Consider the following 20,813-nt stretch of genomic DNA (forward strand, 5'->3'; position numbering starts at 1 on the left):
CGCTGATGGCAAAGACGGACGCAACACCGGTTCTCGAGCTGAACGGCATCGGCAAGGAGTTCGGCGCGATCCGCGCGCTGCACGATGTCGACATGCAGATACTGCCCGGCGAGGTGGTCGGCCTGATGGGCGACAACGGCGCGGGCAAGTCGACGCTGGTCAAGATCATCGCCGGCAATTTCCGCCCGTCCCATGGTGAGATCCGCTTTGCCGGCAGCGCGGTCCACTTCAACCGTCCGGTCGATGCCCGCGCGGTCGGCATCGAGGTCGTCTATCAGGACCTTGCGCTGGCCGACAACCTGACGGCAGCAGCCAACGTCTTCCTCGGCCGCGAGCTGAAGCGCAAATTCGGACCCATAGCCCTGCTCGACCACAAGGCGATGGCTGTGCGCGCGCTGGAGCTGTTTGGCGAGCTGCGCTCGGAGACGCGCCCCGACGATCTCGTCAAGCAGATGTCGGGCGGCCAGCGCCAGGCGGTCGCCATCGCGCGGACGCGGCTGTCCAACGCCAGGCTCGTGATGATGGACGAGCCGACCGCCGCGATCTCGGTGCGCCAGGTCGAGCAGGTGCTCGGCCTGATCCATCGGCTGAAGGAGCAGGGCGTCGCGGTCATGCTGATCTCGCACCGCATGCCCGACGTGTTCGCGGTGTGCGACCGCGTCGTCGTCATGCGCCGCGGCGAGAAGCGGGCCGACAAGCCGATCCACCAGACATCGCCTGAGGAGATCACCGCCCTCATCACAGGCGCGAAGGAGGCGGCGTGATGGCTATGCCCATGGAATCCCCGATCACGTTCTCCAATGTCGGCAAGATCAGATGGTGGCAGCGCGGTATCTTCGCCTCCCAGACCGGCTATGTCCTGCTCGCGCTGGCCGTGCTGCTGGTGATCATGCATTTCGCCAGCCCGTACTTCTTCACCGAAGGCAACATGCAGAACGTGGCGAAGAACTTCTCCTTCATCGCCATTGCGACGCTCGGCGTCACTTTCGTGATCATCACCGGCGGCATCGACCTGTCGGTCGGCTCGATGATGTGCTTCTCCGCCATGATCACCTCGATGGTGATGACCGAGTTGTCGGCGCCCGGCTCGCCGGTGGGCGCGCTGTTCGTGCACATGGCGGCCGACGGCAAGACCGTTGTTGCCAACGTGCCCGGACTGATCCTGCTGGTCTCGATCCTCGCCGGGCTCGGCGTCGCGCTGGTCGCCGGCCTGGTCAACGGCTTCTGCATCGCAATGCTCGGCCTGTCGCCTTTCGTCACGACGCTCGGCATGCTGTCGATCGTGCGCGGGCTCGGCTACGTCGTCTCCAATGGTCGCGGCAGCTTCCCGGGCGGGCCGGACGCCGATTACTTCTACGCAGCAACCTCGGGCGACGTCCTCGGCGTGCCCGTGCCCTTCATTTATCTGGTGATCCTCGCGCTGGCGATGGCGGTGGTGCTGCATCACACCTCGTTCGGCCGCCACGTCTTCGCGCTCGGCGGCAACGAGAAGGCAGCCGAGCTCACCGGCATTCCGGTGGTGCGTGTGAAGATCGAGGTCTACGTGATCTGCGCGCTCGCCGCCGGTCTCCAGGGCATCATCATTTCCGGTTGGCTTGGATCGGCACCGGCCAATATGGCGACCTCATACGAGCTCAACGTGATCGCCGCGGCGGTGATCGGCGGTGCCAATCTCGCTGGCGGCATCGGCGGCCCGCTCGGAGCCATCGTCGGCTGCGTGCTGCTGGAGGTGATCCGCAACGGTCTCGTGCTGGCGCAGGTCAGCTCCTATTGGCAGCAGACGCTGGTTGGCGTGATCATCATCCTGGCCGTGCTGGTCGATCGCATCCGCTCGCGGATGATCTGAAAGTGACGTCGTTCCGGGAGGGTAACGAAAATGCCGCCTGTCCGCTTCCCGGACGCAGCTCGAAAGGACGGGCGCTAGACAAGGGTGGAGGAGACCATGAGGAAACTTCTTCTTGCCGGCATCGCGGTTGCGATGATGGCTACGCCGACGTTCGCCGCGAACTATCGCTTCGTCATCGTGCCGAAGGCGATGAACAATCCGTTCTTCGACTTCGCCCGCGACGGCTGCCTGAAGCGTGCCAAGGAGCTCGGCAATATCGAGTGCATCTACAAGGGGCCGGTGGAGCATGAGCCGGCGACGCAGGCCCAGATCATCCAGGACTTCGTTACCCAGAAGGTCGACGGGCTCGCCATCTCGGTCGCCGACGTCGCGGCCATGACCAAGTCGATCGAGGCGGCGACCGCGGCCGGCATTCCCGTCATCACCTTCGATGCCGACGCACCGGGCTCCAAGCGCATCGCCTATATCGGCACCAACAACAAGGAATTCGGTGTCGCCCTCGGCAAGCAATTGCTGAAGATGCGGCCCGACGGCGGCAAATACGCGATGGTCTCGGGCGGTCCCGGCGCCAAGAATCTCGCCGAGCGCGTCGACGGCGTGCGCGAGGCACTGAAGGGCTCGAAATGGACCGAGGTCGCGGGCTCCCCGACCTTCTGCAACGACGATCCCGCGCTCGCGGTCCAGCAGATGACAGACATGCGTACGGCAACGCCGGACCTCGCCGCCATCGTTCCGATCGGCGGTTGGCCGATGTTCGCGCCCGAAGGCTTCAAGGCGTTCGCCTCCCGGAACAAGAAGGACATCGATTCCGGCAAGTTCACGCTTGTCGTTGCCGACACGCTGAAGATGCAGCTCGAGCTGCTGCGCGACGGCTATGCCAATGCGCTGGTCGGCCAGCGTCCGTTCGAGATGGGCGAGAAGGCGATGGACACGCTGCTCGCCATCAAGAAGGGCGAGAAAGTGCCGGAGATCGTCTACACCGGCCTCGATCTCGTCACCAAGGACAACGTCGCACAGATGTTGAAGTAGGCGCGCCGCCAGCCCTGCGCTCCTGCATGCCTCTCCCGCTTGCGGTTTGCGCAAGCGGGAGAGATGATCTCTTCCGGAAGAAGACTGCTGGAAGGCAATGAAATGAAACGCTCGCGGCTCGGCGCGCTCGATGTCACCTCAATCGGCCTCGGTTCCGCCCCGCTCGGCGGATTGTTCGCGCCGGTCAGCGATGCCGATGCACAAGCGACGGTCGAGCGGGCCTGGTCGCTCGGCGTGCGCTTCTTCGACACCGCGCCGCTCTATGGCTTTGGTCTTGCCGAGCGGCGGCTGGGCGCATTTCTGCGGCAGCAGCCGCGCGACTCCTACGTCATCTCGACCAAGGTCGGTCGTCTGCTGCGCGCGCCTGAGAGCGCTGCCGCCGAGGACGAGCACTACAAGGGGACGACGCGCGAGCGCCCGGTGTTCGATTTCAGCCATGACGGCGTGATGCGCTCGGTCGAGGAGAGCCTGGAGCGCCTCGGGCTCGGCCGCGTCGACGTCCTGCTGGTGCACGATCCCGATGACCATTATGACGATGCCGTCGCTGGCGCGTTCCGCGCGCTGCAGCGCCTGCGTGAGGACGGCACGGTCAAGGCGATCGGCGCCGGCATGAACCAGTCGGAGATGCTGGTGCGCTTCGCGGAGGTCGTGCCGGTCGATTGTTTCCTGCTCGCCGGGCGTTACACGCTGCTCGATCAGGGCGCGCTGAATGCGCTGTTTCCGCTCTGCCAGACCAGGAACATAGGCATCCTGCTCGGCGGCATCTACAACAGCGGCATCCTGGCCAATCCGCACACGGGCGCGAAATTCAACTATCAGGATGCCGACGCGGGACTCGTTGCGCGCGCACTCGCGCTCGATGAGCTCTGCCGCAAGCACGGCACCGATCTGAAGGCTGCCGCGCTCCAGTTCTGCATGGCGCATCCGGCCGTGACGGTGGCCGTGATGGGCGCGCGCAATGAAGCGGAAGTGGTCGACAACATCGCGATGTCGGAGCGAGCGGTGCCGCCGGCGTTCTGGCAGGAGCTGCGCGCACGAGAGCTCGTCGATGCGCGGGCACCGCTGCCAGGCGGGGTGTAAGGCATGATCATCGACGGCCACCAGCATTTCTGGGATCCGGCACGGGCCGATTATCCCTGGATGGAGGTGGACGAGCTTGCGCCGATCCGTCGCGCCTTCGGTCCCGCCGATCTCGCGCCGCTCATGAAGGCCAACGGCATCGACGCAAGCATTCTGGTGCAATGCCGCTCCGCGCTTGCGGAGACCGAGGAGTTCCTGCACATCGCGCACGAAAATCCCTTCGTCATCGGCGTCGTCGGTTGGGCCGATCTGACGGACGGCGCCCTCGACGAAACGCTTGATCGCCTGCGCGCTTTGCCCGGCGGCGGCAGGCTGGTGGGGATTCGTCACCAGGTCCATGATGAAGCCGATCCGGATTGGCTGCTCCGCGAGGATGTGCAACGCGGCCTCACGGCCGTTTTCGCCCGCGATCTCGCCTACGATCTCCTCGTCCGCACCCGCGAGCTGCCGGCCGCGATCGCAACCGCGCAGGCCTTTCCGCAGGCCCGGTTCGTGCTGGACCACGCTGCCAAGCCGCCGATCGCCGATGGCGGCAGCGCCGAATGGACCGATCGCATCGCGGCGCTTGCGGCTTGCGGCAATGTCTGGTGCAAGATCTCGGGCCTGGCGACCGAAGCTGTCTGGAACGACTGGGATGCCGAGCGGCTGTTTCCGTTCGTCGAGCACGCGGCAAGATGTTTTGGCGAGGACAGGCTGATCTACGGCTCGGACTGGCCAGTGTGCCTGCTTGCGGGAAGTTACGGCGAGATCAAGACCGCGCTGGAGACCTGTCTGGCGAGGCTTGGCCCGCGCGTGCGGGACAAGGCCTTTGGTGTGAATGCGAAGGCTGCGTATCGGTTGGGTTAATTGCAGTCGATGCGCTCTTACCCTCTCCTCTTGTGGGAGAGGGTGGCTCGCCGCGGAGCGGCGAGACGGGTGGGGGGTCTCTCTCGGCGAGTCACCTTTCACATGTGAGTTTGCTGAAGCAAACTCTCATCCGGCGCTTCGCGCCACCTTCTCCCACAAGGGAGAAGGGAAGAGACGGCGGCGCTCGCCTCGCGCCCCCTGACTATTCCGACATCGGCTTGTCGGAGATGTCCCAGTCCTTGCCGGTGAAGGTGGAGATGAAGAGCGTCTTCATTGGCGTGTAGTCCTCGGGCGTGTAGCTGTAGGTGACGCCATCGAGGAAGTAGGGCGAATGGAAGCCCGCGAGCGTCGAGGCCTGCTTCAGCACGTTGGCGCGGGTCAGCTCGTCGCCGCAGCGGCGCAGGATCTCGCCCATGGTCACGGCCTGGCCGTAACCGGCAAAGGCGATGGTGTTGTCGGGGTCGATCGCCGGCGTGTACTTCTTGCGCAGTTCCTCGAACGCCATCACGTCGGGGTCCTTCTCCCATTTGGGCAGGCCGACCTCCTTGTTGTAGCGGATGGCGACGATGCCGGTGGCGTTCTCGAGGCCCGCGGCACTGAGGATCGAGCGGCCGGTCGAGCCGGCGGAAAGAAGCTGCAGCGGCTTCCAGCCGAGCTCGGCCACTTTGCGAATCGACTGCGACGACGCCTTGCCGGTCGAGATGTTGTAGAAGACGTCGGCGCCGGATTTCGAGAGGTTGATCAGCTGGGAATCGACGGTGGGCTCGGTGAGATCGTAGGTCTGCTCCATGATCACCTGAGCGGTGCCGCCGGCATCGGCCAGCACCTTCTTGAACGGTCCCAGGAAGTCGCGGCCGAAATCGTCGTTCTGATAGAGGATGCCGATCTTGGCATTCGGCTTCACGCTGACGACGTGCCGGGCAAGGATGCGGGCCTCGGTCGGATAGAGCGGCAGCCCCGCCATCGTCCACTTGAACTCTTTCGGGTTGTTCCATTTCGATGCGCCGGTGTTGAGCAGCAGCTGCGGCACGCCCTTGGAGTTCAGGTATTTGTGCACGGCGGTCTGCGGCGCGGTGCCGAGCGAGCCATAGAGCGCCAGCACCTCTTCCTGCTCGACCAGGCGCCGCGTCGCCTCGACGCATTTCGGTGCGCTGTAGGCGTCGTCCATGGTGAGGAACTTGACCTTGCGTCCGTTGATGCCGCCCTTCTCGTTCAGCATCTGGAAATAGGCTTCGCCGATGCGCCCGAGCACGCCGTAGAGCGAGCCGGGGCCGGAATGCGGCACGGTCTGCCCGATCTTGATCTCGGTGTCGCTGGCGCCCGCATCGTATTTCTTCTCTGCGGCCCAGACATAAGGCGCCGGCAAGGTGGATGCAGCGATGGTGGCGAGCGCGGCGGCGCTGAAATCGCGCCGCGATGGATTCTTCGTCATTATTTGTTTCTCCCTAGCGAGAGCATTGTGCTGACATCGCAGCTCGGCCTGCAAGTGGGAAGTCGCAGCTTTGCGACGCAATGACGCTGAAATCGCTTTGAATCCAGCGCCTAGACTCAAGTTTTCTCGGCGACGACGACGAGGCCGCGCACCGGCTCGTTGTTCTCGATGCGCGGCGAGGCCGGCTCCAGCGTCAGCAGCTTGAGGCCTGCCTTGGCGATCGCGCCGCGGACATATTCCGCGGAATGGGCATAACGCAGGCCTTCGCCAAGAACGATGCCGCTGCCATCGTGCGTCTCCAGCGTGAAGGCGAGCACGCCGCCGGACTCGAGCACGCGGCGGGCTTCGGTGAGCACCGGCGCGAGATCGGAGAGATAGACGAAGGCGTCCGCGGCGATGATGAGGTTCGCGCTCGCGTCTGCCTTGCCGCGCAAGCCTTCGATCATGTCGGCAACTTCGAGCTCGGCATAGAGATTGGTGGCGCGCGCCTCCCTGATCATGCCGGGAGATAGATCGATGCCGATGAAATGATCGACCTGCTTGGCGAAGGCGGCCGCCGCAAGGCCGGTGCCGCAGCCGAGATCGATGGTGCGTTTGAAATAGGCCGGCTTCTTCGCGGCGCCGCGCGCGGCCAGCACCGCCTTGAAGATCAGGCTGGGGGCGCGATAGCCGAGATCGTTGATCAGCGTATGCTCGAAGCGCGGCGCGTATTGATCGAACAGGGCTTGCACATAGGCCTTTGGCATCTCCGCCATCTCTGCATCGCCAAGCCGCATCAGACGCAAGCCGGCGCCGTGCTGATCGTCGGGATCGGATCGGAGCGCTTCCCGGAACGCGGCGATCGCCTTCTCGCGGTCGCCGAGCTGGTGGCGGATCTCGCCGAGCGTGAACCAGGCCGAGGTGAAGTTCGGCGCAAGCTCGAGCGCCTGCTCCAACAGGTCCGCGGCCGCGGGCAGATCGCCCTTGAGCTGGAGGTCGCGCGCGAACTCAAAACGGCGATCGGCCATGAGATCGCCAGAGGACTGGAACAGGCGCAGGGGCATCGAGGAACCGGGACCCGTCATTGCCGGCCTTGACCCGGCAATCCATCAAAAGTGAAACTCTTTAGAAGGATGGATGCGCGGGTCAAGCCCGCGCATGACGGGTTCATTTGGGGCGGCCGCTCCCTATATGACCACCATGCGCCCCCAAGACATCCTGCTGCCAGTTGCTGCCGGTTTGTGCTGCAAGCCCGGCGGCTTCCATATCGACCCTGTCCGCCCGGTCGAGCGCGCCGTGATCACCCACGGTCATTCCGATCATGCCCGCGCCGGCCACGGCGCCGTGCTGGCGACGCAGGAAACGCTCGACATGATGCGGCTGCGCTACGGCGAGAACTTTGCCGGATCGACGCAAGCAATCCGCTATGGCGAGGACATCCGGCTCGGTGACGTCAGAGTCAAGTTTCACCCGGCCGGCCATGTGCTGGGCTCGGCGCAGATCGCCGTGACCTGCAAGGACACCTGCATCGTGGCCTCCGGCGACTACAAGGACGCGCCTGACCCGACCTGCCCGCCGTTCGAGCTGGTGCCATGCGACGTCTTTATCACCGAGGCGACGTTCGGCCTGCCGGTGTTCCGGCACGGCGATGCGAGCGACGAGGTGAAGAAGCTGCTCGCGTCCGTCGCCCTGTTTCCGGAGCGCGCGCATCTGGTCGGCGCCTATTCGCTCGGCAAGGCCCAGCGCGTGATCGCGCTGTTGCGCCAAGCCGGCTACGACGCGCCGATCTACCTGCATGGCGCGATGGAGAAGATCACCGAGTATTACCAGAACCGCGGCATCGAGCTCGGCGAGCTCAGGCCGGTGAAGGGCATGAAGAAGGCGGCGCTCGCCGGCACCATCACGCTGGCCCCGCCGTCGGCGACTTCCGATCTCTGGACGCGGCGCTTTCCCGATCCGGTCACCGCTTTCGCGTCGGGGTGGATGCGTGTGCGGGCCCGGGCGCGGCAGCGCGGTGTCGAACTGCCGCTGGTGATCTCCGACCACGCCGATTGGGACGGCCTCACCGCCACGATCGGCGCGACCGGCGCAGGCGAGATCTGGGTCACCCACGGCCAGGAAGACGCGCTGGTGCATTGGTGCCAGAGCAAAGGCCTGAAAGCGCGGCCGCTCGATCTCGTCGGCTATGGCGACGAGGAGGAGAGCGAGGCGCCGATTCCAGACGAGGCCGAGGCATGAACCGCTTCGCCGAACTGCTGGACCGTCTCGCCTATGAGCCCGGCCGCAACAACAAGCTTCGCCTGATCACCGGCTATTTCCGCGAGGTCGGCGATCCCGACCGCGGCTATGCGCTGGCGGCGCTGACTGGCGCGCTCAGCTTCAAGCACGCCAAGCCGGCGCTGATCCGCAATCTCATTGCGGCGCGCACCGACGAAGTGCTGTTCGGCCTGAGCTACGATTATGTCGGCGACCTCTCGGAGACGGTGGCGCTGATGTGGCCGAAGGCCGCGTTGGCCGCCCACAACCACCCGCCGCCCCCGACGCTCACCGAGGTCGTCACCACGCTGCGCACGCTCGGAAAGACGGAGTTGCCGAAACAGCTCGAGCGCTGGCTCGACGAGCTCGATGAGACCGGCCGCTGGGCGCTGCTGAAGCTCGTCACCGGAAGCTTGCGCATCGGCATCTCCGCGCGCCTTGCCAAGACTGCCGCCGCAGCATTGGGCGACAAGGACCCGCACGAGGTCGAGCTGATCTGGCCGGGGCTTTCGCCGCCCTATCTCGACCTGTTCGCCTGGCTGGAGGGCCGCGCCGAAAAGCCCGTCAATCGCGATCCCGCGCCGTTCCGGCCCGTGATGCTGGCGCATGCGATCGAGGACACGGATTTCGCGGCACTCGATCCCGCCGACTACATCGCCGAATGGAAATGGGACGGCATCCGCGTGCAGGCAGTGGCCGGCCGCGACGATCGCGGCCGCATCAATGCGCGGCTCTATTCGCGCACCGGCGAGGACATCACGGGCAGCTTTCCGGATCTCGTGCCGTCGCTGCGCCTGCCCGGCGCGATCGACGGCGAGCTTCTTATCCTGCGCGAAGGCCGCGTGCAGAGTTTCAACGTCCTGCAACAGCGCCTCAACCGCAAGGTCGTTTCGCCGAAGCTGATCAAGGAATTTCCGATTCACCTTCGCGCCTACGATCTGCTTGGCGATGACGAGAACGATCTGCGCGAGCTGCCGTTTGCCGAGCGACGTGAACGACTGGAGAGATTTGTCGGGAAGCTCGACGATCCCCGGATCGACCTGTCGCCTACCGTCCCTTTCACGAGCTGGGATGCGCTGACCACTGCGCGCGCCGATCCGGCGAGCGCAGGTGCCGGCGCCGATGCGGACGCCGTCGAGGGCGTGATGCTGAAGCGGCGCGATGCGCCTTATCTGCCGGGGCGGCCCAAGGGCCAGTGGTGGAAGTGGAAGCGCGATCCGCACATCATCGATGCCGTGCTGATGTATGCGCAGCGTGGCCACGGCAAGCGCTCGTCCTACTACTCCGACTACACCTTTGGCGTCTGGACCGAGGGCGAGACGGGCGACGAGCTGGTGCCGGTCGGCAAGGCCTATTTCGGCTTCACGGACGAGGAGCTGCTCCAGATCGACCGCTTCGTCCGCCGCAACACCACGGAAAAGTTCGGCCCCGTGCGTCATGTCGTGCACGAGAGCGACAAGGGGCTGGTGCTGGAGGTCGCGTTCGAGGGCCTGCAGCGTTCGCCGCGGCACAAATCCGGCGTCGCCATGCGCTTTCCCCGCATCAGCCGCTTGCGCTGGGACAAGCCGCCGCGCGAGGCTGACCGGCTGGAAACGCTGGAGAAGATGCTGAAGGCCGAGGCGGCGGAGATTGAGGCGTGAGAGCGTGTTATGAGAGCGCTCGATTGTCGATAAGGTGTAGATGCGCTCCCTCTCCCGCTTGCGGGAGAGGGGTGGGGAGAGGGTTGTCTCCGCGATGGGACAATCCCCCAGAGGAGAAAGCCCTCACCCGGCGCTCTGCGCCGACCTCTCTCGCAAGCGGGAGAGGTGACCGAGTTCGTGGCCGGCAGCTTGCCCAAATCAAAGCCTAACGTGCTACCCGAATTAAACTCCCGTAACCCGATTGACGCTCGCTTGCGGGTTCCCCATGTGCCTCGCCGTGCCCTATAATGGGGTCGAATCCCCTGAGGAGTTTGCGATGGTCCAAGACGTCAGAGATTTGCCGGCCGGCCGCAGCGACGGCCTGCACCGCTTTCTCGGCGGCTCCCCGCTGGCGGTCACGTTTCGCCTGGTCCTGCTCTCGATATTGGTCGGTGTCGTGCTGGCCGCGATCGGCTTCGACCCCTGGAACATCATCTACAGCATCCGATTGCTGTTCCAGCGCCTTTGGGATCTCGGCTTCGACACGATCAACTGGCTGTGGCGCTACTTCCTGCTTGGCGCGGTGATCGTGATCCCGATCTGGCTGCTCTCGCGCGTCTTCGGCACGCCGCGACGCTGAATCCGGATCATACGCAGGGAGCCCGCAGCCGATGCAATTGCGCTTTGTCGGCTGCGGCGACGCCTTCGGCTCCGGTGGCAGGCTCAACACCTGCTTCCACGTCTCGGGGCGCCAGAGCAATTTCCTGATCGATTGCGGCGCGTCGGCTCTGCCGGCGCTGAAGCGGCTCGAGATCGACCGCGACGAGATCGACCTCATCCTCATCACGCATTTCCACGGCGACCATTTTGGCGGGCTACCGTTTGTCCTGCTCGACGCGCAATTCTCGCGGCGGACGCGGCGGTTGACGATCGCGGGTCCGCAAGGCATCGCGGCGCGGCTTGCCCAGGTGATGGAAGCGCTGTTCGAGCATTCCACCAAGACCAAACAGCGGTTCGACCTGAACGTGATCGAACTCGCGCCTGAGCAAAGGCAAAGCTTCGGCGCGGTGACGGTGACGCCCTATCCGGTCGTGCACGGCGAGTCCGGCGGACCTTTCCTTGCCTATCGCGTCGAGGCCGAGGGCCGCACGCTTGCCTACAGCGCCGATACCGAATGGACGGAGGCGCTCATTCCGCTGGCGCATGGCGCGGACCTTTTCATCGCGGAAGCCTACATGTACGAGAAGGTGGTCAAGAACCATCTCAGCCTGAAGACCTTGGAACAGCATCTGCCCGACATCGGCGCCAAGCGGCTCGTCCTCACCCATATGAGCGAGGATATGCTGTCGCGTCTGGGCGAGGTGCAGCATCTCGCTGCAGAGGACGGCATGGTGCTGGTGTTCTGACATGCACGCACCGGTTCATCCCAGGATCAGCTCCCGACAGGTGTTCGCCATCGCGGGACCGGCGATGGTCGCGAACCTGACCACGCCGCTGATCGGCGTGGTCTCGACCACGGCGATCGGACGGCTCGACGATGCCGCGCTGCTCGGCGGCGTCGCGATGGCCTCCGTCATCTTCGACTGCCTGTTCTGGCTGTTCGGCTTCCTGCGCATGAGCACGCTCGCCTTCACCGCGCAGGCGCTGGGTGCCGGGGAGACGCGCGAGCAGACCGCGATCCTGGTGCGCGGCTTCATCGTTGCCGGCCTGATCGGCACCGGGCTGATCGCGCTGCAACTGCCGCTGACCTCGGTGCTGTTCGACCTGATGGGCGGCAGCGAAGGCGTGACGCGCGCGGCGAAAACCTATTTCATGATCCGGATCTGGTCATCGCCATTCGCCTTCGCCAATTACGTCGTGCTCGGCTGGCTGGTCGGGCAGGCCCGCGCCAATCCCGCCCTCGCGCTCCAGGTCGTCATCAACGTCATCAACATGGTGGCGACGATCCTGCTGGTGCTCGTCTACGACACCGGCATTGCCGGCGCTGCGATCGCCGCGCTGCTTTCGGAGACGATCGGCTTCGTCCTGGGCGTGATCGTCTGCCGCCGCTATGCCGCTGGAGGTTTCAGCGTCCCTCGCGCAACGCTGTTCGATCGCGTAAAACTGATGCGCCTGCTGGCGGTGAACTCCGACATCATGATCCGCACGGCGGCGCTGATCGCCGTGTTCCTGTTCTTCACCGCCAAGGGGGCGCGCGCCGGCGACGTCACGCTGGCGGCGAACTCCGTGCTCAACAATTTCCTCCTGGTCAGCGCCTTCTTTCTCGACGGCCTCGCCAACGCGGCGCAGCAGCTCTGCGGCCGCAGCTTTGGCGCGCGCGACGCCAGGGGATTTGCGGATTCGACCAGGCTGGTGCTGCTCTGGGGCCTCGGTTTCGCAATGGTCGTCGCCGTGCTGTTCGCGCTGTTCGGGCCCGCGCTGATCAATGGCATGACGGCGAGTGAGGACGTCCGCCGTGCCGCGCGCGACTTCCTGCCGTTCATCGTGCTCGCGCCAATCCCCGGCGTGTTCGCCTTCGGCTTCGACGGGATCTATGTCGGCGCCACCTGGGCGCGGGAGATGCGCAACCTGATGCTGGCTTCGCTCGCGATCTTTTTCGGCGTCTGGCTGGCGCTGCAATCGTTCGGCAATACCGGACTGTGGAGCGCGCTGATCGCGTTCTACGTCGCCCGCGGCGGCTTGCAGGGCGCGCGCTATCCGGCGCTGTACCGGGCGACGTTTTCGAAGCCGTAGGCGGAGCGCAGGAGAAGATGTTCGCGTCCCGGACGCTGCATCCGGGGTACGAGACCGCCTTACATGGCCGGCCAGTCTTCCGCCGTGAGGGTGGCCGCATCGGCCCCAACGATTTCGGACAAAGAATCCCGCCCGGTGCGGAGCAGCGTCGAGGCGAGATCGCGCTTGATGTCGTCGACGAGGCCGAGGCCTTTGTAAACCAGCGAGGAATATAGCTGGATCAGGCTGGCGCCGGCACGGATCTTCATCAGCGCGGCGCCGCCGGAGTCCACGCCGCCGACGCCGATCAGCGGGAACGCGCCTTCGACGCGCACATAGGTCTCGGCAACCATGCGTGTCGACAGGCGGAACAGCGGCCGGCCGGACAGGCCGCCCTGCTCCTTGGCACGCATCTCCTCGCGTAGCGTGCTCGGCCGCGCGATGGTCGTGTTCGACACGATCATGCCGTCGACCCGGCGCGAGCGCGCGACCTGCACGACATCGTCGAGCTGGGCGAGGCTCAGATCCGGTGCGATCTTCAAGAGCACCGGCGTGTCGCCGGCCTTCTGCCGCACCCGCTCGCGCGCGTCGATCACGCGCGCGAGGAGATCGTCGAGCAGTGCGCCCTCCTGCAGGTTGCGCAGGCCCGGCGTGTTCGGCGAGGAGACATTGACGGTGAAATAGCTCGCCACCGGCGCGAAGGTCTCGATCAGCTTGACGTAGTCGGCGACGCGATCCGGCGAATCCTTGTTGGCGCCGACATTGACGCCGACGATGCCGCCGTGCTGGGCGCGCGCGGCGAGCCGGCGCAGCGCAACTTCGGCGCCGTCATTGTTGAAGCCCATGCGGTTGATCACGGCTTCGTCGCGCTCCAAACGAAACAACCGCGGCCGCGGGTTGCCCGCTTGCGGCTTCGGCGTGACCGAGCCGATCTCGACGAAGCCGAAGCCGAGCCGCAGCAGTGCGTCCGGCACCTCCGCGCTTTTGTCGAAGCCTGCGGCCATCCCGATCGGATTGGGAAAGTTGAGCCCGAAGGCGCGCACGGCGAGCTTGGGATCGTCGGGGCGCGGCTTGACGGGCGGCAGGAAGCGCAGGCCCTGGATCGCGAGGCGATGCGCATCCTCCGGATCGAGCCAGCGCAGCACCGGCAGCGACAAGGCGTCGAAGGCGCGGATCACGGGGCAAGCTCCGGAACGTCGTGACCGCCGTCCGAGCGCATGTTGAGGTTCATCACCGCGAGCACCGCGCCGACATCCAGCTCGCCATAGAGATGCGGAAACAGCTCGTCATTGCGCGAACGTTCCCAGCGCAATTCGCTGCCGAGCGCGTCGCCGTCGACTTCGACCAGGAACAGCGCACGCTGCCCGAAATAATGCTTCCGCAGGGTCTCGGGCACCTGGGTTGCGGTCGAGAAATGGATGAAACCGTCGCGCGAATCGTCCGCGCTGCCCCTGTAGACACCCTGCCGTTCCGCTTCGCGCCAGGCCGAGGCCGGACAGATTTTGTAGATCTTGACCACCGCTTCCGCAGCCCTGTTTGCTCTTTGAGTCTCTTGGGGTTTTTCGTCTCGCACGGGTCCTTCAAAACCCGGCGCGACCGTAAAGGCCGCCCCCTCCGAACTCAAGGGTTACGGCCATCTCCGCTCCGATGAAATTTGGGGCGGACTCCAAACTCCTGTTTTGACGCGCTTTCGCGACGCAAACCGGTCTCGACTTGGCCTGACAACGCCTCGGCCGCGGCCTCTTGCGCGAAAAACGGAAAACCGGTTGATTTGAGGATAGTTTTCCTGAGTTGCGACGGGCTGGACCTTCCATGGTCAGACAAGCCAAAGCGCAGAGGATGCTGACCCACGACCAGATCTGGGGCGCGCTGGATCGGCTGGCGGCGCGAGCCGGCATGTCGCCATCCGGGCTCGCCAAACGCGCCGGGCTCGATCCCACCACCTTCAACAGGTCCAAGCGCGTCACCTCCGAGGGCCGCGCGCGCTGGCCCTCGACCGAATCGATCGCGAAGGCACTCGCGGCGACCGACGCCTCGATGGAGACCTTCGCCCGATTGGTCGACGATGGCGACGCCCGCGATAGCCGCATGGTCCCGCTGCTCGGCTTCGCGCGCGCCGGTGCGAGCGGTGCGTTCGACGACGCCGGCTCGCCGGCCGGCAAGGACTGGACCTCGATCAGGCTTCCGGCCGCCGACGACAGCCGCAGCTTCGGGCTGAAGCTCTCCGGCGAGGCCTTTATGCCGGTCTACCGAGATGGGGACATCATCCTCGTCTCACTCGAGACACGAATCCGGGGCGGCGATCGGGTCTTGCTGAAAACGACGTCAGGCGAGCTCGTGGTCGCGACGATGAAGCGCCGCAGCGCGACAGGCCTGGAGTTGCTGCCGCTCGGTGCAACTCACAGTGAGCGCCGACTGGCGGCCGGCGAAGTGGCTTGGGTCGCGAAGATCATTTGGGCGAGCCAGTAAACGCCCCGTTCATCTCAAGGGCAGGATCGCGCGGAGTCCGGGTTCCAACGAGCTTGCGACTCAGAACTCCGCGCGCATAGGTTCCCCGCGCCAATTTTGGGCAAACCTACATTTCTGGGGAAAGATCATGAATCGTCGTCACGCATTGAAGGCCCTTGCCGGTCTCGCGCTCTGTCCGGTCTGCAAACCGGCCTTTGCCGCCGAAGGTGCGCACTGGAGCTACGATGGTACCGGTGGCCCGGCAAAATGGGGCGACCTCGACGCGGCGAACAAGGCCTGCGGCATCGGCCTGCAGCAATCCCCGATCGACATCGAGGCGACGGTGAAATCGCAATTGCCGGCGCTGAAGCTGAATTGGGGCAAGAGCGCCGACACCATCGTCAACAACGGCCACACCATCCAGCTCAATTTCAGCGAAGGCAGCACGCTCACGCTCGGCGACACCAAGTACAAGCTGCTTCAGGTGCACTTCCACCGCCCGAGCGAGCACATGATCGGCGGCAAGAATTTTCCGATGGAAGCGCACTTCGTTCATCGCAACGAAGCCGGCGGTCTTGCCGTGGTCGGCGTGCTGATGACGGAAGGCCGGCAGAACCCGGCGTTCAGCAAGATCGTCAAGACAATGCCCGCGAGCGAAGGTCCGGCGGTGAAGGCCGATGCTGGCATCGATCCGCATGCGATGCTGCCGGCCCAGCTCAGCTACTACCGCTATCCCGGCTCGCTGACGACGCCGCCCTGCTCGGAAGTGGTCGAATGGCTGCTGTTGACGACCCCAATCCAGGTGTCCGCCGCCGACGTTGCGGCGTTCGCAAAGCTCTATCCGATGAACGCGCGCCCGGTGCAGAAGGACAACCGGCGCTACGTGCTGAAGTCGATCTGAGGCGTCGGCCCATCGTGGCCCGGATGAGCAAAGCGACATCCGGGTGCGGTGCTCGAGACGTCCCGGATATCGCTGCGCTCATCCGGGCTACGAGTTTGCCGCTTGTCTACGCGCTCCGCGCCAGTGCGCCGTCGATCATGTTCACGGCGTTCTGGAGGCCATACACCGCGACGAAGGAGCCGAAGCGCGGACCCTTCTCCTGGCCGAGCAGCACCTGGTAGAGCATGTTGAACCAGTCGAGCGTGACGCCGGGGCGCCCGTCCTTGCCCTTCTTGACCTGGTCGAGGAAGGGCTCGCGGCGGCCGATCTCGTAGACGACGTTCTGGATGTCTTCCGCCGATGCCTCCTGCGGAAGCTGCGACAGCGCATCGCGCAGATCCTGGAGCGCGGCGCGCTCGGTCTCGGTCGGCACCCGGAACTGCTTCGTCGGCGCGACGAAGTCGCGATAATAGTTGATGGCGTAGCCGACCATCGCGTCCAACTTGGGATGCGTCTGCGGGCTCACGCCGGGGCGATAGCGGCCGATGAAGCCCCACAGCGTCTCGGCATTCTCCGCGTTCGACGACGACACCAGCGTCAGCAGTAGCTGGAACGTGACGGGCATGTCGCCCTTCGGCGGCTTGCCGTTGTGGATGTGCCAGACCGGATTGCCGAGCTGCTGCTTGCCATCCTGCTTGGCAAAGCCGTCGAGGAACTGCTGGTAATCGTCGACGTTGCGCGGGATCACGTCGAAATAGAGCCGCTTGGCCGCCTTCGGTTCGCGGTACATGAACAGCGACAGCGATTCCGGCGAGGCATAGCGCAGCCATTCGTCGATGGTGAGGCCGTTGCCCTTCGACTTCGAGATCTTCTGGCCCTTCTCGTCGAGGAAGAGCTCGTAGTTGAAGCCTTCCGGCGGCGTGGCGCCGAGCGCCCTGGCGATCGCGCCGGAGAGCTTCACCGAATCGATCAGGTCCTTGCCGGCCATCTCGTAGTCGACGCCGAGCGCGACCCAGCGCATCGCCCAGTCGGCCTTCCACTGGCACTTGACGTTGCCGCCGGTGACGGGCGTTTCAACTTCCTGATTGGTGTCTGGATCGACATAGGTCACGGTGCCGGCGGCGACGTCGCGGCGGATCATCGGCACCTGGAGCACGATCCCTGTGGTCTTGCTGATCGGCAGGAACGGCGAATAGGTCGCGCGGCGGTCCGGCCCCAGCGTCGGCAGGATGATTTCCATGATCTTGTCGTAGGCCGCGAGCATCTTCAGCAGCGTCGCGTCGAAGCGGCCTGACGTGTAGTAGTCGGTCGAGCTCGCGAACTCGTAGTCGAAGCCGAAATGGTCGAGGAAGGCGCGCAGCCGCGCATTGTTGTGGTGGCCGAACGACGGATACTCGTTGGAGAACGGATCCGGCACCCGCGTCAGCGGCTTGCCGAGATGCTCCGCCAGCATCTCCTTGTTGGGAACGTTGTCGGGTACTTTCCGAAATCCGTCCATGTCGTCGGAGAAGGCGAGCAGGCGCGTCTTGATCTTGTCCTCGGTCAGCACACGGAAGGCGTGGCGCACCATCGAGGTGCGTGCGACCTCGCCGAACGTGCCGATATGCGGCAGGCCCGAGGGACCGTAACCGGTCTCGAACAGCACCTCGTCCTTCGGGCTTTTCTTCAGCCGCGCGACAATGGCCTTCGCCTGCTCGAACGGCCAGGCGTTGGATTGTTCGGCGAGCGCACGAAGATCGCTCGGGTTCGCGGCAAGATCGATAACGGACATCAGGGGCCTCCGGGCCGCGGAAAATAGCGATTTCCGGGCAGAATGCAATTTTGTGAGGCGACACAGCCGCCTTCGTCGTCATTGCGAGCGAAGCGAAGCAATCCAGACGACTTCCGCGGTGATGGCCTGGATTGCTTCGTCGCAAGGGCTCCTAGCAATGACGGCGGAGGGAGAGGCGAAACTAAAACGGGCTCACCGAGAAATAGCGTAGCCACAGATCGGTATAGCGACCCTTCTCCCAGACGCGGAACAGCGCCCAGTTCAGGGCCTGGCGCAGCACGTCGTTGCCCTTGCGCACGGCGATGCCGATCCCTTCGCCGAAGAAACGGCTCTCGACGAAGGGACCGCCGGAGAAGGCGCAGCAATCGCCGGAATCGGTGCCGTTGATCCAGAACGCCAGCGAGATGCCGTCGCCGAATATGAAATCGACCTCGCCCCTGCGTAAAGCTGCGCGCATCGCGTCGTCACTGGGATAGGCATGCAGCTCCGCGTCGGTGAACATCGCCTTGAGATACGCCTCGTGCGCGGAGCCCGCGATGACGCCGACTTTCTTGCCCTCGAGATATTCAGGCCGGATCTCCGGCATCACCGCGTCCTTGCGCGACACGAAGCGCGCCGGCACGCGGTAATAGGGATCGGTGAAGTCGACGCGGGCGCGCAGCTGAGGGCTCACCGCCATCGAGGCGATGATGGCATCGCCCCTGTTGGAGGTGAGCGCGTCGACCAGGGTCTCGAAGCGGCGCATCTGCACGGTGCAGGTGACCTTGATCTCCTCACAAAGCGAGCGGGCGAGATCGACGTTGAAGCCGGCCGGATTGCCGTCCGCGCCGGTGAAGTTGAACGGCGGATAGTCGGTCTCGGTCAGGAAGCGGATCACGGTCAGGCGCGACAGGTCCGGCCGCTCCGGTCGCCGGCGCGGGTCCCAGAAGCCGGGCACGGCCTGCGGGGCCGCCTGGGGGGCGACCTGCGGCGTGGCCTGGGGCGCCGCTGGGGGCCGCTTGGCGGGAGCCTGCGCCTCGGCGTCGGGCAGTCCCGTGAGCAGGCAGGCGCCGATGGCCAGCCCGGTCAGCAAGCTACGGGCAGATTTAGACGATTTCGCCTGTTGCGATGGAGCCATCGGCCGGAAATGAACGAATTTCGTTGGGATCGGAGGGCCTTATAGACCATCCCGGCGGGAACGCGAGCCCGGAATGCGGGGTGGTCAAGGGTCTCTCAGCCGTCATGCCTGGGCTTGTCTGTCCCGGACACCCTCGAACTTTCTCACCTCGCCCAAGAACGTGGATGGCCGGGACAAGCCCGGCCATGACGACGTGGAAGCGCTGCCGGATCGGGCTTTCAGAGATACCGCTTCAAATCCGCAGCAGCTTCTTCCGGTGTCCGCTTCAAATTGAACGGCGAAACGAACCGCCCCTCGCGGTCCATCAGATAGATCAGCGCGGTGTGGTCCATGGTGTAGTCGCCGTCCTTGGTCGGAACCTTCTTGGCATAGACCCGGTAGGAGCTGATGACCTTGGCGGTCTCGGCGGGAGCGCCGGACAGGCCCTGGAGGTGGGGATCGAAGCTCGACAGATAATCCTTCATTGTCGCCGGCGTGTCGCGCTCGGGATCGACCGAGATGAAGATGGCATTGACCTTGTCGGCGTCCTTGCCCATCGCGCGCAGCACTTCCGAGATCTCGAACAGCGAGGTCGGGCAGACGTCGGGGCAATGGGTGTAGCCAAAGAAGATCAGGGTCGGCTTGCCCTTGAGGCTCTTGTCGGTGACGGCCTTGCCGTTCTGGTCGGTAAGCTGGAACGGGCCGCCAATCGCGGCCGGCTGCGCCACCTTGCTGACCCCGCCCATCGTCCAGAACAAGATCAGGAGCCCGACGATGAGGCTTGCGGCGAAGGCGGTCGCGATCACCAGCGGACGGGTGGCGGAGCTCATGGGCGGGAAACTTCCTGTCGCAGGTCAGAAGCAGGCGGCAAAGCCGGACCTGATCATTTCGAAGAACATCTGGCTGCCATAGTGGAACCAGAGCGCCAGCGCGCCGATCACGACGAGACCGCCGGTTGCCGCGCCAACCCACAGCAGCACGGATGGTGTCCGGCCGGCAGTGGGCGAATTGTCCGATAGACGCTGGGTTGGATGCAGTGGTTGAGCCATGACAACGATCGGGGCAACGGCCCCTGTTCCCAGGCATTCAGATAGGCTCTACGCCGCCGGCGGGCAAGACGCCGCCGGCGGCGCGTAAGAAATCTGGTCAGGCCGCAAATATCAGTGAAGGAGCTGCCCCCGAGCCGATTCGACCGGCTGTTGCTCCGCTTGTGGGACAGATCGGCGTGACGGCTTGGCCGTCGAGGCCTGCGCGTCCAGGTAGCAGGGCTTGTACATGGCCGCGAGCTGCTTGCCCTTCAGGAAGAGCATCCGTGGGGTAAGCCCGCCCCGCTGGCCGATCCAGCGCCTTATCTGCGATGGATACATCGCGTAGAGCATCTGGGTTGCTTCAGGATTGGTGACGGCGCGGCCGTTGGAGCCGAAATCCCAGGCGGCGTGGAAGCCGAGTGTCGCATGCGAGGTGACGCAGATCCGGTCGTGCGGGATGGCGCCGAGGACGATGGTGCAGGCCGAGGCGCAGAGGCCGTCGATGATGACGGTTTCGCCTGATTGACGCAGGTCCTGGTATTTGTCGACGTAGGTTCCAATCCGGCCGCCGCGGTCATCCGCGATACGAACCACCGCGTGAGAAGCCCCCATGCCCGCGATCAGGAGAACCGACGCAAGCAACCCGGTCAGAAACTTCATTGTCCCCCGCCCCAGTCGTATTCGAATCTGCGTGTCAGGTGGTGATGCGAAGCTAGCGTCTGTCGTAACCGAGGTTTTGTCTAGGCAGCCCGGCTGGCTCAAAACAAATTCAAATCCAGTGTTGCGTCCGC

General features: G+C 64.9%; 21 protein-coding genes. 12 read left to right on the top strand and 9 right to left on the bottom strand.

Translation table 11 applies throughout. The features are described 5' to 3' along the window. Positions 1-5 precede the first annotated feature (5 nt). From AX729_RS18905 to AX729_RS18925, 5 genes are all read left to right on the top strand, one after another. On the top strand, positions 6-764 hold the full coding sequence (locus tag AX729_RS18905; RefSeq protein WP_061025727.1) for an ATP-binding cassette domain-containing protein: 759 nt from the start codon (positions 6-8) through the stop codon (positions 762-764). Beyond that, positions 764-1,846, top strand: a complete 1,083-nt coding sequence (locus tag AX729_RS18910) for an ABC transporter permease (RefSeq protein ID WP_061025837.1) — start codon at positions 764-766, stop codon at positions 1,844-1,846. The genes AX729_RS18905 and AX729_RS18910 overlap by 1 nt, the downstream gene beginning before the upstream one ends. 96 nt (positions 1,847-1,942) lie before the next feature. Continuing rightward, positions 1,943-2,875, top strand: coding sequence for a sugar-binding protein (locus tag AX729_RS18915; protein ID WP_061025729.1), 933 nt, complete (start codon positions 1,943-1,945; stop codon positions 2,873-2,875). 102 nt (positions 2,876-2,977) lie between these two features. After that, a complete protein-coding gene (locus tag AX729_RS18920; protein WP_061025730.1) occupies positions 2,978-3,955 on the top strand; it encodes an aldo/keto reductase in 978 nt (325 codons plus the stop codon). A 3-nt stretch (positions 3,956-3,958) separates the two neighbouring features. Next, entirely contained in the window at positions 3,959-4,801 is an 843-nt protein-coding gene (locus tag AX729_RS18925; protein ID WP_061025732.1) for an amidohydrolase family protein, read from the top strand. Between the two features lie 202 nt (positions 4,802-5,003). Here the strand turns inward: AX729_RS18925 and AX729_RS18930 are convergent, their stop codons facing one another. Together AX729_RS18930 and AX729_RS18935 are read right to left on the bottom strand one after the other, a co-directional pair. Beyond that, positions 5,004-6,233, bottom strand: a complete 1,230-nt coding sequence (locus AX729_RS18930; RefSeq protein ID WP_061025734.1) for an ABC transporter substrate-binding protein — start codon at positions 6,231-6,233, stop codon at positions 5,004-5,006. 116 nt (positions 6,234-6,349) lie between these two features. Continuing rightward, positions 6,350-7,276, bottom strand: a complete 927-nt coding sequence (locus tag AX729_RS18935; RefSeq protein WP_061025839.1) for a class I SAM-dependent DNA methyltransferase — start codon at positions 7,274-7,276, stop codon at positions 6,350-6,352. A gap of 136 nt (positions 7,277-7,412) precedes the next feature. On the opposite strand from AX729_RS18935, the gene AX729_RS18940 reads away from it, so the two are divergent. The 5 genes from AX729_RS18940 to AX729_RS18960 all read left to right on the top strand — a co-directional run bounded on the left by AX729_RS18940 (position 7,413) and on the right by AX729_RS18960 (position 12,820). Continuing rightward, positions 7,413-8,450: a ligase-associated DNA damage response exonuclease gene (locus AX729_RS18940; RefSeq protein ID WP_061025841.1), complete on the top strand. Its 1,038-nt coding sequence runs from the start codon at positions 7,413-7,415 to the stop codon at positions 8,448-8,450. Continuing rightward, the gene (locus AX729_RS18945) at positions 8,447-10,108 is read left to right on the top strand and encodes an ATP-dependent DNA ligase (RefSeq protein ID WP_061025736.1); all 1,662 of its coding nucleotides are present in this window, start codon (positions 8,447-8,449) and stop codon (positions 10,106-10,108) included. Before AX729_RS18940 ends, AX729_RS18945 begins: the two co-directional genes overlap by 4 nt. 316 nt (positions 10,109-10,424) lie before the next feature. Further along, positions 10,425-10,727: a DUF6460 domain-containing protein gene (locus tag AX729_RS18950; protein ID WP_061025738.1), complete on the top strand. Its 303-nt coding sequence runs from the start codon at positions 10,425-10,427 to the stop codon at positions 10,725-10,727. Positions 10,728-10,758: 31 nt separating this feature from the next. Continuing rightward, on the top strand, positions 10,759-11,493 hold the full coding sequence (locus tag AX729_RS18955) for an MBL fold metallo-hydrolase (protein WP_061025740.1): 735 nt from the start codon (positions 10,759-10,761) through the stop codon (positions 11,491-11,493). 1 nt (position 11,494) lies between these two features. Continuing rightward, positions 11,495-12,820: an MATE family efflux transporter gene (locus tag AX729_RS18960; RefSeq protein WP_061025742.1), complete on the top strand. Its 1,326-nt coding sequence runs from the start codon at positions 11,495-11,497 to the stop codon at positions 12,818-12,820. 59 nt (positions 12,821-12,879) lie between these two features. Here the strand turns inward: AX729_RS18960 and AX729_RS18965 are convergent, their stop codons facing one another. After that, positions 12,880-13,977: a quinone-dependent dihydroorotate dehydrogenase gene (locus tag AX729_RS18965; RefSeq protein WP_061025745.1), complete on the bottom strand. Its 1,098-nt coding sequence runs from the start codon at positions 13,975-13,977 to the stop codon at positions 12,880-12,882. Further along, the gene (locus AX729_RS18970) at positions 13,974-14,318 is read right to left on the bottom strand and encodes a DUF952 domain-containing protein (RefSeq protein WP_061025747.1); all 345 of its coding nucleotides are present in this window, start codon (positions 14,316-14,318) and stop codon (positions 13,974-13,976) included. Before AX729_RS18970 ends, AX729_RS18965 begins: the two co-directional genes overlap by 4 nt. Positions 14,319-14,611: 293 nt before the next feature. On the opposite strand from AX729_RS18970, the gene AX729_RS18975 reads away from it, so the two are divergent. Then, positions 14,612-15,268 (top strand): S24 family peptidase, encoded by a 657-nt coding sequence (locus AX729_RS18975; RefSeq protein ID WP_061025749.1) that lies wholly within the window; start codon positions 14,612-14,614, stop codon positions 15,266-15,268. A 127-nt stretch (positions 15,269-15,395) separates the two neighbouring features. After that, complete coding sequence (locus AX729_RS18980) at positions 15,396-16,148, top strand: carbonic anhydrase (protein WP_061025752.1); 753 nt, start codon at positions 15,396-15,398, stop codon at positions 16,146-16,148. 106 nt (positions 16,149-16,254) lie between these two features. On the opposite strand, the gene AX729_RS18985 is transcribed toward AX729_RS18980, so the two are convergent. The 5 genes from AX729_RS18985 to AX729_RS19005 all read right to left on the bottom strand — a co-directional run bounded on the left by AX729_RS18985 (position 16,255) and on the right by AX729_RS19005 (position 20,682). Continuing rightward, positions 16,255-17,898: a lysine--tRNA ligase gene (locus AX729_RS18985; protein ID WP_061025754.1), complete on the bottom strand. Its 1,644-nt coding sequence runs from the start codon at positions 17,896-17,898 to the stop codon at positions 16,255-16,257. 181 nt (positions 17,899-18,079) lie between these two features. Beyond that, a complete protein-coding gene (locus AX729_RS18990) occupies positions 18,080-19,015 on the bottom strand; it encodes an ABC transporter substrate-binding protein (protein ID WP_061025756.1) in 936 nt (311 codons plus the stop codon). 218 nt (positions 19,016-19,233) lie between these two features. Then, positions 19,234-19,824, bottom strand: coding sequence for an SCO family protein (locus tag AX729_RS18995; protein ID WP_061025758.1), 591 nt, complete (start codon positions 19,822-19,824; stop codon positions 19,234-19,236). A 24-nt stretch (positions 19,825-19,848) separates the two neighbouring features. Continuing rightward, positions 19,849-20,043 carry a hypothetical protein gene (locus AX729_RS19000; RefSeq protein ID WP_061025760.1) on the bottom strand — a complete coding sequence of 65 codons (195 nt, stop codon included), beginning with the start codon at positions 20,041-20,043 and terminating at the stop codon, positions 19,849-19,851. A 111-nt stretch (positions 20,044-20,154) separates the two neighbouring features. Further along, positions 20,155-20,682: a Clp protease/crotonase-like domain-containing protein gene (locus AX729_RS19005; RefSeq protein WP_061025762.1), complete on the bottom strand. Its 528-nt coding sequence runs from the start codon at positions 20,680-20,682 to the stop codon at positions 20,155-20,157. Between the last annotated feature and the right edge of the window lie 131 nt (positions 20,683-20,813).

The organism is Bradyrhizobium sp. CCH5-F6 (genome assembly GCF_001556045.1).
In the GTDB taxonomy this organism is placed as follows: Bacteria; Pseudomonadota; Alphaproteobacteria; order Rhizobiales; family Xanthobacteraceae; genus Bradyrhizobium.

Excerpts from the sequence above, each read along its gene's own strand:
- AX729_RS18910 (WP_061025837.1), top strand. The coding sequence starts at position 764 with ATGGCTATGCCCATGGAATCCCCGATCACGTTCTCCAATGTCGGCAAG.
- AX729_RS18915 (WP_061025729.1), top strand. The coding sequence starts at position 1,943 with ATGAGGAAACTTCTTCTTGCCGGCATCGCGGTTGCGATGATGGCTACG.
- AX729_RS19000 (WP_061025760.1), bottom strand. The coding sequence starts at position 20,043 with ATGGCTCAACCACTGCATCCAACCCAGCGTCTATCGGACAATTCGCCC.
- AX729_RS18950 (WP_061025738.1), top strand. The coding sequence starts at position 10,425 with ATGGTCCAAGACGTCAGAGATTTGCCGGCCGGCCGCAGCGACGGCCTG.
- AX729_RS18990 (WP_061025756.1), bottom strand. The coding sequence starts at position 19,015 with ATGGCTCCATCGCAACAGGCGAAATCGTCTAAATCTGCCCGTAGCTTG.
- AX729_RS18960 (WP_061025742.1), top strand. The coding sequence starts at position 11,495 with ATGCACGCACCGGTTCATCCCAGGATCAGCTCCCGACAGGTGTTCGCC.
- AX729_RS18975 (WP_061025749.1), top strand. The coding sequence starts at position 14,612 with ATGGTCAGACAAGCCAAAGCGCAGAGGATGCTGACCCACGACCAGATC.
- AX729_RS18940 (WP_061025841.1), top strand. The coding sequence starts at position 7,413 with ATGCGCCCCCAAGACATCCTGCTGCCAGTTGCTGCCGGTTTGTGCTGC.
- AX729_RS18925 (WP_061025732.1), top strand. The coding sequence starts at position 3,959 with ATGATCATCGACGGCCACCAGCATTTCTGGGATCCGGCACGGGCCGAT.
- AX729_RS18955 (WP_061025740.1), top strand. The coding sequence starts at position 10,759 with ATGCAATTGCGCTTTGTCGGCTGCGGCGACGCCTTCGGCTCCGGTGGC.
- AX729_RS18930 (WP_061025734.1), bottom strand. The coding sequence starts at position 6,233 with ATGACGAAGAATCCATCGCGGCGCGATTTCAGCGCCGCCGCGCTCGCC.
- AX729_RS18920 (WP_061025730.1), top strand. The coding sequence starts at position 2,978 with ATGAAACGCTCGCGGCTCGGCGCGCTCGATGTCACCTCAATCGGCCTC.
- AX729_RS18980 (WP_061025752.1), top strand. The coding sequence starts at position 15,396 with ATGAATCGTCGTCACGCATTGAAGGCCCTTGCCGGTCTCGCGCTCTGT.
- AX729_RS18935 (WP_061025839.1), bottom strand. The coding sequence starts at position 7,276 with ATGCCCCTGCGCCTGTTCCAGTCCTCTGGCGATCTCATGGCCGATCGC.
- AX729_RS18905 (WP_061025727.1), top strand. The coding sequence starts at position 6 with ATGGCAAAGACGGACGCAACACCGGTTCTCGAGCTGAACGGCATCGGC.
- AX729_RS18995 (WP_061025758.1), bottom strand. The coding sequence starts at position 19,824 with ATGAGCTCCGCCACCCGTCCGCTGGTGATCGCGACCGCCTTCGCCGCA.
- AX729_RS18945 (WP_061025736.1), top strand. The coding sequence starts at position 8,447 with ATGAACCGCTTCGCCGAACTGCTGGACCGTCTCGCCTATGAGCCCGGC.
- AX729_RS19005 (WP_061025762.1), bottom strand. The coding sequence starts at position 20,682 with ATGAAGTTTCTGACCGGGTTGCTTGCGTCGGTTCTCCTGATCGCGGGC.
- AX729_RS18985 (WP_061025754.1), bottom strand. The coding sequence starts at position 17,898 with ATGTCCGTTATCGATCTTGCCGCGAACCCGAGCGATCTTCGTGCGCTC.